This is a genomic window from Psychrobacillus sp. FSL H8-0483 (assembly GCF_038637725.1).
GTDB lineage: Bacteria > Bacillota > Bacilli > Bacillales_A > Planococcaceae > Psychrobacillus.
Genome location: NZ_CP152052.1, coordinates 3,459,556 through 3,478,106, shown reverse-complemented (window position 1 = coordinate 3,478,106; position 18,551 = coordinate 3,459,556). Strand labels below are relative to the sequence as shown.

Annotated in this window: 13 protein-coding genes and 1 riboswitch; of the genes, 9 read left to right on the top strand and 4 right to left on the bottom strand. The window is 38.1% G+C overall.

The genetic code is table 11. The features are described from left to right. The first annotated feature begins 145 nt into the window (after window positions 1-145). The 6 genes from MHB48_RS16980 (at window position 146) to MHB48_RS16955 (ending at window position 7,726) form a co-directional block, all read left to right on the top strand. A complete protein-coding gene (locus tag MHB48_RS16980) occupies window positions 146-1,546 on the top strand; it encodes a DHA2 family efflux MFS transporter permease subunit (RefSeq protein ID WP_342599077.1) in 1,401 nt (466 codons plus the stop codon). A gap of 36 nt (window positions 1,547-1,582) precedes the next feature. After that, entirely contained in the window at window positions 1,583-1,759 is a 177-nt protein-coding gene (locus MHB48_RS16975; protein WP_342599076.1) for a universal stress protein, read from the top strand. Between the two features lie 231 nt (window positions 1,760-1,990). After that, the gene (locus MHB48_RS16970; RefSeq protein WP_342599075.1) at window positions 1,991-2,506 is read left to right on the top strand and encodes a DUF1456 family protein; all 516 of its coding nucleotides are present in this window, start codon (window positions 1,991-1,993) and stop codon (window positions 2,504-2,506) included. 372 nt (window positions 2,507-2,878) lie between these two features. Continuing rightward, window positions 2,879-4,618: an ABC transporter ATP-binding protein gene (locus MHB48_RS16965; protein WP_342599074.1), complete on the top strand. Its 1,740-nt coding sequence runs from the start codon at window positions 2,879-2,881 to the stop codon at window positions 4,616-4,618. Beyond that, window positions 4,615-6,402, top strand: a complete 1,788-nt coding sequence (locus MHB48_RS16960; RefSeq protein WP_342599073.1) for an ABC transporter ATP-binding protein — start codon at window positions 4,615-4,617, stop codon at window positions 6,400-6,402. The genes MHB48_RS16965 and MHB48_RS16960 overlap by 4 nt, the downstream gene beginning before the upstream one ends. A gap of 262 nt (window positions 6,403-6,664) precedes the next feature. Beyond that, window positions 6,665-7,726 (top strand): LLM class flavin-dependent oxidoreductase, encoded by a 1,062-nt coding sequence (locus MHB48_RS16955; RefSeq protein ID WP_342601414.1) that lies wholly within the window; start codon window positions 6,665-6,667, stop codon window positions 7,724-7,726. A 214-nt stretch (window positions 7,727-7,940) separates the two neighbouring features. Here MHB48_RS16955 and dapA read toward each other — a convergent pair whose 3' ends face one another. Then, window positions 7,941-8,807, bottom strand: a complete 867-nt coding sequence (dapA, locus tag MHB48_RS16950) for a 4-hydroxy-tetrahydrodipicolinate synthase (RefSeq protein WP_342599072.1) — start codon at window positions 8,805-8,807, stop codon at window positions 7,941-7,943. A gap of 121 nt (window positions 8,808-8,928) precedes the next feature. After that, window positions 8,929-9,108, bottom strand: a riboswitch (Lysine riboswitch). Between the two features lie 238 nt (window positions 9,109-9,346). On the opposite strand from dapA, the gene MHB48_RS16945 reads away from it, so the two are divergent. Continuing rightward, window positions 9,347-10,537, top strand: a complete 1,191-nt coding sequence (locus tag MHB48_RS16945) for an oligoribonuclease (RefSeq protein ID WP_342601413.1) — start codon at window positions 9,347-9,349, stop codon at window positions 10,535-10,537. Between the two features lie 321 nt (window positions 10,538-10,858). Here MHB48_RS16945 and MHB48_RS16940 read toward each other — a convergent pair whose 3' ends face one another. From MHB48_RS16940 to MHB48_RS16930, 3 genes are all read right to left on the bottom strand, one after another. Next, window positions 10,859-12,505, bottom strand: a complete 1,647-nt coding sequence (locus MHB48_RS16940) for a hypothetical protein (protein WP_342599071.1) — start codon at window positions 12,503-12,505, stop codon at window positions 10,859-10,861. A gap of 238 nt (window positions 12,506-12,743) precedes the next feature. Then, window positions 12,744-14,267: a BCCT family transporter gene (locus MHB48_RS16935; protein WP_342599070.1), complete on the bottom strand. Its 1,524-nt coding sequence runs from the start codon at window positions 14,265-14,267 to the stop codon at window positions 12,744-12,746. An 82-nt stretch (window positions 14,268-14,349) separates the two neighbouring features. Further along, complete coding sequence (locus tag MHB48_RS16930) at window positions 14,350-15,006, bottom strand: hypothetical protein (protein WP_342599069.1); 657 nt, start codon at window positions 15,004-15,006, stop codon at window positions 14,350-14,352. A 395-nt stretch (window positions 15,007-15,401) separates the two neighbouring features. Between MHB48_RS16930 and MHB48_RS16925 the strand changes: the two genes are divergently transcribed. Together MHB48_RS16925 and MHB48_RS16920 are read left to right on the top strand one after the other, a co-directional pair. Continuing rightward, window positions 15,402-17,786: a polyprenyl synthetase family protein gene (locus MHB48_RS16925; protein ID WP_342599068.1), complete on the top strand. Its 2,385-nt coding sequence runs from the start codon at window positions 15,402-15,404 to the stop codon at window positions 17,784-17,786. A 363-nt stretch (window positions 17,787-18,149) separates the two neighbouring features. Then, on the top strand, window positions 18,150-18,353 hold the full coding sequence (locus MHB48_RS16920; protein ID WP_342599067.1) for a hypothetical protein: 204 nt from the start codon (window positions 18,150-18,152) through the stop codon (window positions 18,351-18,353). The last annotated feature ends 198 nt before the right edge of the window (window positions 18,354-18,551 follow it).

The window sequence follows — 18,551 nt, the reverse complement described above, 5'->3', positions numbered from 1 at the left end:
ATGGATACAAAATCGTTATTAATCAACATCGAGACATCGCTTTTCCAATAAAAAGGAAATAAAGGTGTAGGCCTAAACGAAATATTAAAAGCATGTAACATTTCGAAAGGTTCCCTATAAAATTCTAAAGGAGTTTTAAACAAACATGGATAAGCAAATCAAGGCTGGACCAATAATGGCTGCTCTTTTAGGAGCAGGCTTTGTCGGACTATTTAGTGAGACAGCATTAAATATTGCTCTAGGAGACTTAAGTGTAACATTTGATGTAAAATCAACAACGATTCAATGGTTAGCAACAGGTTACTTCCTAACTTTAGGGATTTTAGTACCAGTAACAGGTATTTTGATGCAAAAATTTACAACGCGTCAAATGTTCTTAACATCGGTAATTTTATTACTTGGCGGTACAATTTTAGCTGCAATCGCTCCATCCTTTAGCATTTTATTAATAGGTCGTGTTATCCAAGCGGCAGGTTTAGCGATTAACTTACCTTTAACACAAAACGTTATCTTTACGATTTTCCCACCAAATAAACGTGGTGCGGCAATGGGTATATTAGGTTTAGTTATGCTTGCTGGACCAGCCCTAGGCCCAACAATTGCTGGTCTTATTTTAGATACATTATCTTGGGAATGGATTTTCTGGGTAACGGTGCCATTCTTATTATTCTCATTAATTTTCGGTCTTTTATATTTACCGAACATCAACGAAGTACGCAAAGTTTCAATTGATGCATTATCTGTTGTTTTATCTACCATTGGTTTCGGTGGTGTCGTATACGGGTTCAGCGTTGCAGGTGAACATGGTTGGACAAGCACAATTGTCTTAACAGCGATTATTATTGGTGTCATTGGTGTTATCTTATTCTGCATTCGTCAAATAAAAATGACAGAGCCAATGTTAAACTTAAAAGCATTCAAGTACCCATTATTCGTACTTGGAGTTGTGATGAGCTTCATTACCTTCTTCAACATGCTTTCTCTATTAGTTGTTTTACCAATGTTTATGCAATTAGGTTTATTAATGGCTGCATTTGCAACAGGTTTAGTTTTATTACCAGGTAGTTTATTAAATTGTATTTTAGCACCAACAATCGGTAAAATGTTTGATAAATATGGCCCCAGAGCAGTTATTACACCAGGTACTATATTAGTTGTCATCGGTTATGCCCTTTATGCATCATTCGGTACTGATACAGCGACATGGATGATTGTCGTAACACACATCGTATGGATGTTAGGTGTCGGTATGGTTCTTGCTTCAACACAAACAAATACGTTAAATTCATTACCTCGTGAGTACTATCCAGACGGTATCGCGTTAACTCAAACAGTACAACAAGTTGCTGGTGCCATGGGTATCGCAATCATCGTAGCTCTTTTATCAGAAAAACAAGAAAGTGGTTTAGCATTAGGAAATGAATTAACAGCAGCAACTGCTGCAGGATCATCATTTGTATTTCTGATTGGTCTAGCATTAGCGATTGTTAATTTTATTCTTTCTTTATTCATGAAAAAACCAGGCCCAGTAAATTTAAAAGGCTAATCACAACAACAAATTGTTGAAGGGGATTATATTAAAATGGCAAATCATTCTAATAGTATTGTAGTAGCTGTAGACGGTTCAAAAGAAGCTGAATACGCATTTCGGAAAGCGTCCTTCTGGAACGGAAATCAATACATTGGAAAAGGGAGCATCTCTCAGTCAATGTATGACTTTAGGGACAGCCCCACTTTTTGTTACATCATCATCCAATGAATGTATTTTTTATTTTGTTGTTGTAAAGTATAATGTTAAACTTAACAGGTCCATAATAAAAATTAGACTACACATTGTGAAGTATTTGCATGGTTGGAGTTGGAAGAATAAAGACCCGAGAATCTTTGAAAGATTCTCGGATTTTCATTTCCTTTTATACCAAACCGTAAAACGACAATTAAATGGGGAAACGTCCATGCAATTAGCGAAAAATTATAAGGAGGTTTATAGATGGAGAATAATGATATATTAATTAGATTGAGATATGCTCTGGATATAAAAAATAAAGATATGGTAGAGATATTTAAACTTGGCGGCGTAGAAGTAACAAAAGAAGAAGTACTAAAGATTCTTACTAAATCAAAAGATGAGTACGATGATGAAGTAGATGTAGAGGAAGATGAAAATCGGATAAAATGTAATAATAAAATGTTCGAATCATTTTTAAATGGTTTAATCACGTATAAGAGAGGCAAACAGGATCCAAAACCAGGACAGCCCGAAAATCCTGAGCCTTCTGAACAGCATAAGGACCATGTGAATAATATGCTACTGAAGAAATTAAAAGTAGCCCTCCAATTAACAACAGAAGATATGCTGGATATCCTTGATGAGGGGGGTATCGCTGTATCAAAAGGTGAATTAGGCGCTATTTTACGAAAAGCAGGACATCGAAATTATAAAGAATGCGGCGATAATTTTGCCCGTAAATTCTTAAAAGGCTTAGCTGTGAAACATCGAGCATAAATGAATAGCTAATTTATGGTGCCTGTCACCCAAAAGATTCAAGGAAAATCCATTGCATCTTCAAGCAGCGAGGCAGGTTACACATAGCTAGAGCTTCTAGTACAACCCTCCAGCATTATTTGTGTTACCACTTACACTCTGCACATTTTCGAAATTGTCGCTAGTTTTGAGTTAAATAATAAAATATAGAAAAAGCCTGAAATTCTGTAGAGAATTTCAGGCTTTTTTAAGTGTGCCCAGCATGGGTGTAATCTATAGTGCAAAAGTCCCGAACTGTGAATTGGTGTATCCATCAAATAGAAAAAATCTCCAAATAGTAATGAATATTTATATTGTTTGTAATATAATGAAATTTTGCGAGGGGGATAGAAAATGAACTTATTGAAAACTACTTTGGAGCATTTTAAACCATATTGGAGAAAACTGTTGCTCACCTTGATTTTTTCTTTAGTGGGAGGAGCATTTACGATCATGCCTCCCCTACTGGCAGGGAAACTGGTAGATAAAGTAATAGTGGAAAAAGAGATGACCCTATTGCTATGGGTTGTCGGCGGTGTACTCGTTGCTTACTTAGGTAAGTCATTGTTTGAGACGTTGCAGGAATATGTACAGGTTAAAATCGGACTGGATGTGATTACCGACATGCAGATTCGGGCATTTAAAAAACTGCATCGCACACCGATGTCATTTTTTACAACCACACCAAGAGGTGATATGTTATATCGTTTAACTCATGATGTGGAGTCGATTCAAAACTTGAACAATACAGTCGTTCCCCGTATATTACAGCAAGTAATAGGAGCGATTGCAGCATTCTCCACGGTGTTTGTTATATACTGGCCGGCGGCAATCGTTATGTTTGTTGTTTTCGCCATTTATATTTTCCCTTCATTTAAATTGGGCAAAACCATGAGGAAAATGAGCGCCGTCCAAAGAGACATGAGCGCGGATATGTATCAACATTTACAAGAAAGCATTGAAAGCAACCGATTAGTCAGGACATTTCAAACACAAAAGGAAGAAGTGGAGACACAGCAAAAAAAAATGTCAGACTGGAAAACCTTCTCTATTCGTGCGGCACTGATTGGAAAAGTCAATTGGCGTCTTGGAAATTTGTTCAATATAGCTACTCCTGGCGTTGTCATGTTGATTGGAGGATTTGCTGTCTGGGAAGAAAATATTACAATTGGGACACTGGTGGCTTGCCTCAGTTTTATTCCAATCATGTTTTTGCCTGTCCGATCACTTGCTGAAAATGCTCTGACCATCCAACAGGCGATTCCGGCATTACAGAGAATCTATGAATATTTTGATTTACCAGAAGAACATGAAAAAAATTTGCCTTCCTTTGGATTGGTAGAAGGAAAAATAGAATTGGAAAATATCTGGTTTACGTATCCTTCTAGCGAAAAACAAATACTAAAAGGAGTTTCGCTTTCCTTGGAGCCAGGGAACCACATAGGAATTGTTGGTACAAGCGGAGGCGGGAAAAGCACACTTGTACAAATTTTACTAGGATTGTATGAACCGGAGAGTGGCTCGGTCCTAATAGATGGAAAGAACCTTTTCTCATTCAATAGGAACAGCTTCAGACAACAGGTAGGAGTTGTATCTCAGGAAACCTTTCTATTAAATAGTACACTCCGCAATAATCTTTTATATGGAAAACCCAATGCAACCATGGAAGAGTTGGAGCAAGCTGTCGAAGCAGCTGGTTTAAAAGAATTAATTGAATCACTGGAAGATAGGTATGAAACAGTAGTTGGCGAACGGGGATTAAAGCTCTCCGGGGGACAAAGGCAAAGGGTAGCGCTTGCTAGGGCTATTTTACGCCAACCGCCAATCTTGATTTTTGATGAAGCTACTTCTTCCTTGGATGGGGAGACAGAAGAGAAAGTTCAGGAAGCTCTTGAACAATTAATTCCGGGAAGAACGACAATCACCATTGCCCATCGGCTTGTTACGGTCAGGAACGCGGATAAAATTCTCCTCTTAGATCAGGGAGTGGTAGCTGAACAGGGGACTCATGAAGAACTGCTTGCACTAAGGAGTCAGTATTATGAATTATACAGATCCCAATATAGAGAGTTGGAGAAGGAGCTGATTGGATGAGCATAAACACTGTCTCCCAACAAAAGAAAACAGGTGATGGGAAAAGGGTTCTGGCATTTTTAATGCCGTATAAAAAGTGGGTGATTGCCGACTCGGTCGTAATTGCCATCAGCCAGATCTTTTCTGCACTAATCCCGACATTGGCCCTTAGTTGGCTTATAGATACAATCATCCCGAATGAAAGCAGTCCCTGGCTTTGGGGGTTAATGTGGCTATTGGTCTTTTCAGCCGTTTTTGATTTAGTCATGATGGTCATCGACGAATATTTTTGCCATTACACCGCAAAGTCAGTCACCAATTGGCAAAAGCTCCGTCTTTTCAGTCATTTGCAAGTGTTGCCTTTCTCCTTTTACCATAACAATTCGTCAGGGGAACTGCTAGCAAGAGTTTCGGATGACCCTGATACTCTCCACAATTTTCTCGCTTGGGAAGGATCAACCTTTATGGCAAGCGTCCAGGGAGTCATTATTTATAGTCTCGTATTGTTTTGGATCCATCCTTATTTGATGATTACCAGTGTTATTCTAGGTGTTATCTTCTATTGGAGCTCCAATTATGTGGGAGCTAGGACGAGGGCAGCTTCCGCTAATGCGAGAGAAGAGGCCTCTCGATATCTTGAAAGGCTGAGAGAGTCAGTTACTGGAATCCATTTGTCACGGGTTATGGGTGTTTCCGACAATGAGGTAGAGAGCGTGATTGCCATCAGGGACACATTTGTTAAGCATTCTATTAGGGAACTGAAAGCAAGAATGCAATCTGTAGTAATTATTGCATGCTATAACGGATTTGCCTTAGGTCTTGTCTATTTAATTAGTACGCTATTAATTTGGAACGATGGTTTGACAAGTGGTCAAATGCTTACAGCGGGGGGATTAGTAACGATTGCCGCCAATGAAATGCAAAGATTGCTGCGTAACTGGCTTTCTGTTAGAAGAACGGGACCTGCACTAGATCGTTCGGACATTCTTCTTTCGCAACAGCCAGCGGAAGCAGAAATTCAAGAGGGCATTCGTGGTGAAAGGGCAAGCGGTAATATTAGATTGAAAGACGTAACGTTTGCTTACCCAGGAAAACAAGAAAATGTGTTGTTAGGCGTTTCATTTGACATTCACGCGGGTGAAAAAGTGGCCTTGGTCGGACCAAGTGGTTCGGGAAAATCAACGATTGTGGACCTACTTTTTAGATTATATGATAACCAAAAGGGCCTGATTGAATTGGATAACAGGGACATTACCGAATGGGATACAGCTTGGCTCCGATCACAAATTGCGATTGTGACCCAGGATGTCCAAATGCGTAGTGGTTCATTAGCTGATAATTTGAGAATTGGAAAGCAGAATGCTACGGATGATGAATTACTTAAGGCTTTGCATGATAGTGGTTTGGATGATTTGATTAAATCTCTTCCAGAAGGACTGAATACAAGGGTAGGAGAAAGAGGTGGGCTTCTTTCAGGAGGACAGAAGCAGCGATTATCGTTGGCAAGGGCCATCTTAAAAGATGCTCCAATCCTCATCCTCGATGAAGCAAGTTCAGCTCTCGATCCGATTACAGAAACAAAGATTAATGAGGTTGTTTTAAAAACAGCAAAAAAACAAACAATCTTAATTATTTCTCACCGTCTCTCCACTGTTCTATCAGCAGATAAGATCATTGTCCTTGAAAATGGAGCTATAGTCGAAGAAGGAGAACATAAGGATTTGCTTGAAAGTAGCAGTGGTGTCTATGCAAGACTGTTTGGAAGAGAAGCTGAAATCGGAGAAGAAACGATCAAGGTAATATAAAAACAGAACCATGCGCTCATTACACACGTATGGTAGGACTTTCTTAAGCGAGCGGGTTTTCGGCAGGTAACAACATGATTGTTTACCAGAGATAATAGCTAAGTTTATTTTAAAAAGCCTCTTTCTTCGGAAAGAGGCTTTTTATTTTTCGATTATCCTTGTAGCAATAAAATCACGGATATTGAGAATCATTTATTAAAAATGTATGATTTAACTATGTTTAGATAAATCCAGAGCTTATGTAAATGAGGAGGCAATTATGATGGAAATTGGTATAACGACGTTTGTAGAAACAACGCCAGATGTTCAAACTGGTAAAGTGATAAGCCACGCGGAACGTATACGTGAAGTTGTGGAGGAGATTGTGTTAGCGGATAAGGTAGGATTGGATGTCTTTGGTGTAGGAGAACATCATCGCGAAGATTTTGCATGTTCTGCGCCAGCAGTATTGCTTGCTGCAGCTGCATCACAAACGAAACAAATTAAGTTGACTAGTGCCGTTTCTGTATTATCATCCGACGATCCAGTACGTTTATACCAAGAGTTTTCAACAGTTGATGCCATTTCAAATGGACGTGCAGAAATCATGGCAGGTAGAGGTTCGTTTATTGAATCATTCCCTCTATTTGGTTATGACTTACAAGATTATAATGAGTTATTCGATGAGAAATTGGATTTATTATTGAAAATTAGAGAATCAGAAAAAGTGTCATGGAGTGGAAAACATCGCCCATCTATTAATAATTTAGGAATCTATCCTCGTCCTGTTCAGGAGCCGATCCCTGTCTGGATTGCAAGCGGTGGAACACCACAATCTGCCGTTCGTGCAGGCGTTCTCGGGCTACCTCTTGTTCTAGCGATTATTGGTGGAAGCCCATTACAGTTTGCTCCCATCGTTGACCTATATAAACGAGCAGCAAAACAGGCTGGCCATGACGTTACGAAGCTAAAGGTAGCTTCTCATTCTCATGGCTTTGTAGGCGAGACAACAGTGAGTGCAAAAGAGAAATTTTTCCCACCTACTGCGCAGGTAATGAATGTTTTAGCAAAAGAACGCGGTTGGGGACCATATACGCGTAAAACTTTTGATGAAGCGAGTAGTTTAGAAGGTGCTTTGTACGTAGGTGACGTATCTACAGTAGCGGAAAAAATCATTTTCCTTCGTAAAAATGTTGGCATTACACGTTTTATGCTCCACGTACCAGTCGGTTCAATGCCACATGAAGATGTGTTAAAAGCTATAGAGCTATTAGGAACAGAAGTTGCGCCGATCGTAAGAGATGAAATTAACCGATGGGAAGCTGAAACGGAAAATACGTTATAGTTTTACGTGTTTCAGTATAGGTTTCCCACTCCTATAAGGGCGGGATAACGTATTTTTTCTTGAATAAGAATTAATAACTCAGCACCAGGCTCATTGCGAGGTAGTTGCTTGGTTGGAGTTCGAATAAATATGGAAGAGCGAATTCCCATTCAATCTGGAATTCGCTCTTCTTGTAAAAACATATCTTTTGTATAGGCACTGTTAAATTTTACTCTTATACATTTAGTACTTGCTGCAGTGCGCTAAGTTGTTCATCGTTTAAAGGAACCATAGGTAAGCGGACACCACCGACAGGGACGCCTTTTAAATTTAAAGCTGCTTTTACAGGCGTTGGATTTGGAGCAGCAAATAGTGCTTTCATTATTGGTAGTAGTCTACGATGTTCCTTAGCTGCCTCTTGGATATTACCAATTTTGAAATTTTTAATCATCGCTTGCATTTCATTCCCTATGACATGGGACGCTACTGAGATGACACCTGTTCCGCCTATTGATAACACTGGAATCGTTAAACCATCATCCCCGCTGTACAATGAAAAATCTTCCGGTGTATGATCAATAATTTCGGCCATTATATCTAAATTACCGCTTGCTTCTTTAATGGATACAATATTTGGTATTTTGGAAAGACGAATGACTGTTTCAACTGACATGTTGACAACACTGCGTCCGGGAATATTATATAGCATAATCGGTAAAGATGTGACCTCCGCAATTGTCCTAAAGTGTTGATATAATCCTTCTTGTGATGGTTTGCTATAGTATGGGGCAACGAGCATAATGCCATCGACACCTGCATCTTCCGCAAGTTTTGTTAATTTCATTGATTCTTTTGTGTTGTACGATCCAGTACCAGCAATTACCGGAATTCTTCCATTTACTACTTCCACTGTAAATTTGAATAACTCGACCTTTTCTTCTTCTGTTAGCGTTGGAGACTCTCCTGTTGTACCAGAAACCACTAAACCTTCTGTTCCATTAGCGATTAAATAATTGATTAAGTTTCTTGTAGCTTGGAAATCAATCTCCTCATGTTCATCAAAAGGAGTCACCATAGCAGTTAAAATTTGTCCGAAATTCATTACTTCTCCACATCCTATATTTTTTTATTAAAAACAGAGGGAGAAGGGCAGTTAGTAAATTAACGCAAAAAAGCAACAACGAGGGCTCGTTGTTGCATTAGAAACAATAAATTATTTCTTTGCGTAAGATAGCCCTCCATACAGTTTCCTATATGACAATTAAGTGTTTATTCAACAACAGAACCAGCTTCAAGAAAAATGAGATTCTTTCCGCTTCGGCAAATTCCCCTTTCGACAATTGTCCTAGGATCTCATTATCCTCCATTTGTGTACTGATGGTCTTTGCGCCTCTATCCTTACTTCAAAAGTTCTTGAAATAAGTGATTATTTAATTATAGAAATAGTACCTGTTTTCTTATGGAATTGCAATAGTTGACCTGTTAATATCTAAAATTAATTTATTTTAGGATTAAAATTTAGATTTTTAATCAATTGATTTGCTTGCTACTCTTAACTTTGTCCATTGATTAAGTATAAAGCAACAGTTACTATCAATAAGTTTGACATATAAAAGCCATACTACTTTTGAGGTGAAGATGATGTATAAATTATTGTCTCATAATGATTTAGATGGGGTAGGATGTGGCATTTTAGCAAAACTTGCTTTCGGTAAGCAAGTGAAGGTGCGATATAATTCGGTATCGTCTCTTAATCGAGAGATTGAATTCTTTTTGGAACATGATCCTCCAGATACGTTTTTATTTATTACTGATTTGTCTCCGAATGAAGAAAATGAAAAAAGGCTCAACGATTTTTATCATGCAAAAGGGAAAATCCAACTACTTGATCACCACAAAACTGCTTTACATTTGAATGATTATGAGTGGGGATATGTTTTAGTGGAAGATAATGAAGGTAAATTAACGTCTGCTACCTCATTATTATATGAATATTTGGTTACACATGAACTGTTGGAACCATTAGATGCTATAACAGAATTTGTAGAGTTAGTTAGGCAGTATGATACATGGGAATGGGAGAAGAACGAGAACCACCAAGCTCATTCACTTAACGCACTCTTCTTTTTAGTATCGATGGAAGAATTTGAAGAAAAGATGATGGAAAGACTTCGTTCAAGTGAACATTTTGATTTTGATGAATTCGAAAAGAAAATACTGAACATGGAAGAAGACAAGATTGAACGATATATTCGTCGGAAAAAAAGAGAGATTGTACAAGCAGAAGTAGGGGACCATATCGTTGGAATCGTGCATGCAGAATCGTATCATTCAGAGCTAGGAAATGAGCTAGGGAAAGAATATCCACATCTGGACTACATCGCAATATTAATAATGGGTGGAAAAAGAATCTCATTTCGTACCATTCATGATCATATCGATGTTTCTGAAATTGCAGGACATTTCGGTGGTGGGGGACATCAGAAAGCATCAGGTTGTTCTTTAACAAAAGACGCTTACCAGCAGTTTATAGTGGAAACATTCCATTTGGAGCCAATACAGGAAGATGCGAAAAGGAATCGATATAATTTAAAACATTCTTCATTCGGTTCTCTGTATAAAAATAAAAGTGAAAACGTTTTTCTTCTTTATCAAAAGAACAATCAGGACTGGATGATTGAAAAAAATAAAACCGAAATGGAACAAACCTTTCCAAGTTTTGATGAAGGCGAACGATTTATTAAAAGAACTTATGAAGCATGGTTGGTGAGGGATGATTTGTTTGTAGAGTATTTAATGAATGAGGTGAAAAAAGATAGTCAGCATGACTAGTGTTGATCTATGTTACTTACACACTCTGTGAAACAATAGCATGGTTGGAGTAAGGGGCTGTCCCTAAAGTCATATAGTGACTGAGAGATGGTCCCTTTACCAATGTATTATTTCTACACCTGCTTCAATTTATGGGTACTGGACTGCACTTTTTTTTGCTTTATTTAAACACAAATCCGCACCTAACTCCTGCACAATAGCTTATCCATTGTATAGGAGTAAAGGAGCAAGAGCATCCTCTGAAAGAAGGCAGTCATTGCTGAACTGCCCTACTTTTTCCAGTTTTAAATTAGCTAAATACTATCAGATATTTATCGATCACTACCAGTTTCGAGGTTTTAATTCTGGACCAAGAATGTGCGCAACGTCCTCTCCACTTGTTTCATCATGTCTGAAATGTGCTGCATACCAAACCACTATATCCTGTCCGTTAATATTCTCCTTATTAATGAATTTGTCTAAATTAGCTCTTGCTTTATTTAAATCTGTTGTGAAACCCTGTCCATCATCTAACTCAGTACTACGGTAGCGAAGAAGCCATACATCCCCAACTCCAAAACTATCTGCTGAACCATCGTTCTTACCTGGGATCAAAGTATATCCTTCACCCGTTGATTTGTTAGAAATTAGCCATTGTCTATTATGAAAAGAATCACGGGACCTTCTAATTTCGTAATTCATAGTTCGGAAAATCGAAGTTCCAGTACTTGGCCGTTCGTTAATCTCTTGTACAAAGTTGTTACCCGCAGTCCGAATATCAAAATCAAATCTCCAATATACGTGGTGAGTATGAGGGTTGCATGTACACGAATTGGCTATTGCACTAAATCCAAATCGTGGGCGAATCGTACCATTTTTGTGGAGACGCCATTCACTAATATATCGATACCAGCCGGCTTCCAATTCACTAACTAATACTATTTCTTCCCCATCCACATAGATAGCTACACCGAAAAAGTTACCAGTATCAGAGCCAGTATCAAGTATGGTTCGTGCAGGAGTGGAGCACATACGGAATCCGGGCGCAATATCTGTTCCAATAGCTTCAAACCTACCTTCCTTCCACTGCCAATCACGGTAAGGGCCGCAAACATCATTATCGTAGCGAACATTAAGGATTGGTACATGAGCACGGGATAATACTTTTTTTCCACGATACAGCACATCTCGAAGTTCGATACCTGAACCAACTATACCTGAAGAAGCAGCCGGTCTCACTGCAAGGAAACTCCATACCTCAGTATCACCTTGCAACACTCTTACTTGGTATTGGCCCAAAGTTCCTCTTCTTGCCGTAGGTTGATTGGCATCAGGCGGGGGCTCACAGATTTGATCACTTGCTGTTGAAAACGGCGGTGCACCAGTTTCATATATGATTACTTCACGTCTAATCATATTAACTCCGACAATTTGATGTGAAAGTTCTCCGTCATTCTGTGTTCTATCCTCTGAATCTTCCTCAACAGGGAGAAGTCCAACCGCAAGGGTCCTTTCAATACGGCCGTCTGGAAGCTCTGTATCGATTAGTGCTGGCATTGCACTGTAAGGAAGCACAAGATTTTCTCGAATTAAGCAGCCGAGCTCAGGGTGATCTCGAACAATATTTACAGCTAACTCAAACTCCTCAGTACTTGGCAACGGCTGCGAGTCTAACTGGGAGGCACTGATACATCCAGGATCATGAATGGGTCCAGTGGCTATTACTGTACGATTGTTGGTGTAGTCATAGTATGTGGCTAAAAAATTACTTGGAGGTGTAGGTTTAGAACTTTTCGGGGGAGTTATGGATTTGTTTCCTGGAATATCCTCAAGATCAAGCAATTCAAACGATAGCAACAGATGCCTGGTTCCACATAAAAATGGTTGGATAGAAGGATGATTGTCACAGATACTTCTTAATTGATTTATTGTTTCTTGGTCAGGTCCAAATGGAACTACTTCCACAATAAGTTTCGATCTTCCCGCCATTGAATCACTCTCCAATAATATTTATTGAGTAGATAACAACCACTCACCCTAACATCTTATGTTTAAGAATAGTCAAATGAAACCGATTGTTTACCTATTTTTTATAGATCCTATCAAATTTGTGTTAATCACTATGAAACGGAGGTTCTTTATCCAAAAAATAATCAGGACTGGAGGATTGAAAAAAATAAAAAGAAAATAGGCTTGGTTCTATTGAAACAGAATCAAGCCTAATTATTCAATATTCTTTGACTTTCTTTTTCCTTGCTTGTACTTCCAATTCACTATTTAGTCCTTTTAGTAAGGAGTAACACATGAAGATCATAATAATGGCAAATGGAAAGGCAGCTGCAATAGATGCTGTTTGCAATACGGTTAATCCACCAGATAAGAGTAAGACTGCTGCAACTGCAGATTGAATAATGCCCCATGTCATTTTGATTTTATTGGAAGGATTTAATGTTCCCCCTTCACTCAACATACCTAATACAAAGGTAGATGTATCTGCAACAGTTACGTAATAAATAGCTACGAGAGCAAATCCCATTAGACTTAATATAGAACTTAGTGGAAGATAATCAAAGAATGTAAAAATAGCCAATGAGACGTTATCTGCAATATATTTTGCCAATTCATGGTTTTCTGAGTTGATAACAAGATCAAGCGCGGAGCCACCGAAGATAGACATCCATAAACATGTTCCAAGTGTCGGAACTATCAACACGCCTATAATAAACTCTTTTACCGTTCTTCCCCTCGATATTCGGGCTATAAACATACCTACAAACGGTGCCCAAGCAATCCACCATGCCCAATAAAATAATGTCCATGATGCAATCCATTCTCCTTGACCAAATGGTCTCATCCTTAAACTCATATGGATAAAATCATTGATATAGAGCCCAGTCGTATTAAAAAAAATTTTAATAATCGTCAAAGTTGGTCCGACCATTAATATTAGCAACAAAATTGCAACCGATATGATCATTGCAGCGTTAGATAAGTATTGAATTCCTTTCTCCAAGCCAGTGTTAATCGAAATGAGGAAAATTACTGTAGCCACAACAATAACAATCAGTTGAACAATTAGCGTATTGGGAACACCGAATATAGAATGCATCCCGGCAGTAACTTGTAAGGCTCCAAGACCAAGAGATGTTGCAATGCCAAAGACAGTTGCAAATACAGACAGAATGTCAATCGTTTTACCAATAGGTCCATAAATTTTATCCTTCAGCAACGGATAGAAAACAGAACTTATGGCTGCAGGTAGTTTTTTGTTATATTGACAGAGGGCAAGAGCTAATCCGATAACGGTATAAATCGCCCATGGATGTAGGCCCCAATGAAAAAAGGTATATTGCATGGCGACATTAGCTGCATCAGTGGTATAGGCTTCTCCATATGGGGGTTTCGTGTAGTGAGTGACTGGTTCAGCAACACTCCAATAAACAATCCCAATTCCCATCCCTGCCCCAAACAACATTGCTAGCCAGGATGCGGTATTGAAATCAGGTCGGTCTGTAGTTTTACCTAACCGAATATGACCATACTTAGAAAACAGTAAGTAGATGGAGAAAATTACAAAGAAAAGGGTGGCACCAATATATACCCATCCAAGGTAATCAATTGATGTGGTATAAATGGCGTTCGTAACTTTTGTAAGAAGGTCTGTGAAAAAGACCCCCCATGCAATAAAGATAAGGGTCAGTATAAGTGAGATGATAAAGACACTGTTTTCTTTTAGCTTGTTAGCATTCATGGAAACCTCCAACAGGATATGTGTGAATAATTGAGAAGACTAATAATGTAAAAATTTCCAAATGTGAAGGCGAAATCAGAAATCATTTATCAAGAAGATTATAAAGAAACTCCCATTTTTCAGTGTTCATTAAATCTTCATCCGGTAACTCTAATCCGCCTCCTAGAAATATCATATTGTTTTTTATGCCGACTACCATTGCTTCCATTAAATCATCCTGGTCATTTTTTCTATACACGTCGCCTATTGTTGGTAGCATGTCATTATTAACATCTGATTGTTCTTTTAAGTTGCTTTCATCAATGTTTTGAATATCTCGATATTCAATGGGGTTACTGTGTTCATGGCGACCAGGAACCATCAATAAATACTCATGATGCCTAATTCCGTTAGATTTATTTGTGATAACCCCTTTGTTTTCAACTGTGGCAACTACTTCAATTTCATTTAATGAATAATGATCGAGGTAATCGGGATTTGGGTTTGTAATTAAAATGAAATCCCCTTCCTCAGCTTTTCTATCTTTGCTCAGGGTATACACATTTTTATTGAAAATAAAGCTATCTAGTTCCTTTGGGTGGTATTTTTCTACTTCCGCCGCACTACTTAAATGCTGTGTTAAATCCCTCAGCCTCATAAGATGAACAGATTGTCTATACATCGCTTTTACTGAATAAACCCTGTGTAATTCATTCTTATAATATACAAATTGCCCTTTTCTTACTTGAAACAGTTTCACAGAAAACTCACCCTCCAAATAATTGCACATGTAATCATTTCTAGTTTTTTATAAACCATATTAATTTTAAAGGTTACTAAATTTCTGTTTCGTAGTTTTAGTATGCTACCGATCAAATAAAATTAATCAATAACATTGCTTAAATAAAAAACCGCCAGCACCTCATCTAATACAGGTGACCTAAGGAACGGTTTTCCGTTCTCTCTTTTGTTAGTATAAAGTAATAGGTCGACTCATAGAGTTGTACAAAAACGACATAGTGCTTTCATTTGGTATATAGGAATTTAGGGAATGAAAGAAGAATAGATTGTTATCTAGTATAATTAATTGACAGAGGATATATAGGGAAAAATTTAGTAGATGAAAACAAACATAAAGTGAAGGTGAATTATCGTATGAACAAGGAGTTAATCATTAATCCCGATGCACGCTATCGGATAGCTGAGCAGAAGGCTACTAATTATTATAAATCACTTTATGAGCAGGTCATGCAAAAGACGTATGTCCCAACCCTAATTGAAGATATAAATATGTGGAAACATAACCATATTCGTCATCACTCGTTCTTATCCTTTTTTTCGCGCGGAAAGGGAAAACCTGGTTCCAGGGGATACCACAGTTATATCCAATGGCTAAATTACACTGGTAAACTAGATAATTACCTGGATCGAAGCATCTCCTATATTTTTATGCGAGATCTAGGTAAAGCCCTTAATTCACCTGATACACAGAACAGGATTCAGCGTGTAGTAGATAGTTTGAAAACGCACCTAACACATGCTAACGCAACAGATCGAGGAGACAATGATGGAATGTTTAGCATGGCCAGGTTGTTCCGGATTGCCCAGAAGGAAGGCGTTGAATCGGCCATGATCTGGGTGGTAAACAAACTAAAGACTGTATCCTCCAATTTTCCAAAGGGGATGGATGCTGAGCAAGCTCAGCGAAAACTTATTAAAATCATTGCTGGGGTAATCATGCAAGAGATTGAAGAAATGGACGATGACGTATCTTCGGAAGAACGTACTCTAAAACTTGATAAAGCTATTAGGCTTGGCTATTCCTATGGTCTGACTTATCCATTTATTGATGATCTTCTCGATGCGAAAATTTTATCCGATAAAGAGGAAAAACAATATTCTGATATGATACGTACTACGCTTATCACAGGATCTGTGCCGGCATTTGGCGAATGGACTGGTGAAAACTTAGAGCTAATGCGGTATGTTCATTCGGAGCTCCGAGAAGCGTTTGAGTATATTAAGGAACATCAGCGAAGAGAGACAAAACAAAATTTTTTCGAGCAATCTTATGTGTTTTTTAATTCGCAGGAAGTGGACCGTGTAAAGGATCTATCGAATGCAAATTACAGCAATGAAGAGCTTTATATACCGATCATTTTAAAATCCTCTTCTTCCCGATTGATTGTCCGTTCAGTAATAGGTGCTCCTGAGGATACGGATTATGACAACCGAACCTTTTTTTATGGCATATACAATCAGCTGGCTGATGATTTTGCAGATATGTTTGATGACATGAAGGATGGGGCGGTAACACCCTATACCTACTATATGAAATATCACGATACACGTAAGGATCTAATAAACCCCTTTGAATTGTACTGGACGGTTATTTCCAATTTGATACATAATGTGTATGACTCAGACAGTAAGACTCGTGAGGTGATTTTGGACCGGGCTATAAACGGATTGAAACGATTTAAAGAACGAATGGGTCCTGAAAAATACAATGAAGTTATGGGCCTATTTGCTTCAGGCAGCCCTAAATTCAATAGACTTCTCCAAGACATGGTTCGAAAAGCAGATGATGTGGATTTCTTTGATAAACTGCTTCGGGACCATATGATTACCACTTTGAAAAATGAACGGAAAGAGCAGGAAGACTTTATCAATACGAGCAAAACCTTACGCAATCAGATCAACCATATCTTAAATATCCCTAAAATGGAGAATATGTCTTTGATGGAAGATACAATAATGGATGCTGCAAACTACAGTTTAGAAGGTGATGGAAAGCGTCTGAGGCCGATAGTGACCTGGTTCATGGGCGTAAACGCATATGGATTGAAAAGTTCTGCAATCGAGCCACTTCTGAGATCATTGGAATATATGCATACTGCGTCTCTTATATTTGATGATCTGCCATCCCAGGATAATGCATCCACCCGTAGGGGGCGTCCAACTCTCCATGAGATGCATAACATTGCCGTATCAGAATTAACGGGTCTTTTTCTGACCCAGAAGGCTATTGAAGAACAAACATCACTAGATCAGTTTGATTCGAAGACTGTACTTAAACTAGTTCAATATTCAGCTCAAGTAACAGCGGATATGTGTAGAGGGCAAGCGATGGACTTGGATTCCAAAGGGAAGCAATTGACTCGGGAACAATTAAATATGATGTGCTTTTATAAAACTGGTTTAGGATTCGAAGCTTCTCTCATCATGCCTGCAATTCTTGCCCATGCAAAGGAATTAGAAATGGAAGCTTTGAAAAAATTTGCCCGCCATGCAGGAATTGCATTTCAGATTAAGGATGACTTGCTTGATGTTGAAGGAGATACAACCTTACTAGGAAAACCCATTGGCAAGGATGCGGAAAACAATAGTACAACTTTTGTTTCAATATTGGGTCAGGAAGGTGCCAAAAAAGAGATGTGGGAAAATTACTGTATTGCCATGGAGGTATTACAAGATGTGCCACGCAATACCACTTTCTTGAAGCATTTTTTAAATTACATTATAAATCGAGACCATTAAGAAGTGGTTGTTACACATCGTGAACCTGTGCTTAGTTAGATTTGATATAGAGTAACAATACACACTTTTGATGTAACGGGTTCGAATATTGGGGAGAAAACATTAAATAACAACCTAATCGGGGACGCAATTCACATATGAATTGGTGTCTCCCTTTTTGTGGTTATATCAATGCTTTAGTCGTTTTACAAACTAATTAGTACATCAGTAGGTGACAAAAAGATTGTCTAAATTAAAGCAATTGGCTCCAAAGAATATGAAGAAAATTGGGAATTTTATGTTAAAATAAATATAAAGATTATGAAAAATTATACTTAAACAACGCAGCAGGGTAGTTCAATAATATTTATAGGGAGGGATTTTATGATTAAGCCTTTAAAGGAGCAATTTATCTTATCTATATTTGTTGCTATTGGCTTTGTTTATGTTAATTTTTCTAGTATAGAGTTTATTGCTGACAAGAGGGATCCAACCGTTCGGGTAATATTTTTCTTCATCATGATTTTATCGGTGTTTAATGCGGGAGTATTGATGGAAAAATACATTCAAACAAGAAAGAAGAAATAACTCTTATTCAACTACCGAGTGCTTTACTTGAAGATCATTGAGCTGCTTAGATGGCTCTTTTTTCTTGCTCAACTAAAGGGGTAGGTTAGTGAAAGAATCTAGAAAGAAATTTTATAAATGCTAAAATACCTGCAACAAGTAGTATTCATCGAATTTATATCAGGAAAACCATATATAAAGCAGTAAACAAAACTTGAG